Here is a 398-nt window from a genome sequence, read left to right as displayed (position 1 = left end):
AGTTGAGCAATTCTGACTTGTGCAGCACTACCATTACCATCGGCATCAAAGAATAGATTACCTGTAGATTGGTCATAAATGAAGCGATCGCTTGCCGTGGTTGCACTTGTCCCCAATCGGAATACACTCGCATCCAACACACCCACGCCTTGACTCAAACCAAACTCCGCTTTGGAAAGGAGGATTTTGTCATCGGCAACATTGAAATCGGTGATGGTATCAAAATCACCAAACAGGGGAAGACTTAATTGGAAATTATCCTTACCAGCACCACCAGTTAAGGAATCACTACCTCTACCACCAATCAGGGTATCGTCACCATCATTACCATGCAGGGTATCATTACCATTGTCACCTAAGAGGCGATCGTTACCTCCTAACCCAGAAAGCCAATCATT

Annotated in this window: 1 pseudogene; it reads right to left on the bottom strand. The window is 45.0% G+C overall.

What is annotated here, in order from left to right:
• A pseudogene (locus tag A3775_RS05170) lies at window positions 1-398 on the bottom strand (hypothetical protein); the annotation flags it as partial.

It is taken from the genome of Anabaena sp. 4-3 (genome assembly GCF_001597745.1).
Lineage (GTDB): Bacteria > Cyanobacteriota > Cyanobacteriia > Cyanobacteriales > Nostocaceae > Trichormus.
The sequence above is the reverse complement of the archived record's forward strand: the minus strand, read 5'-3'. Positions and strand labels throughout refer to the sequence as shown.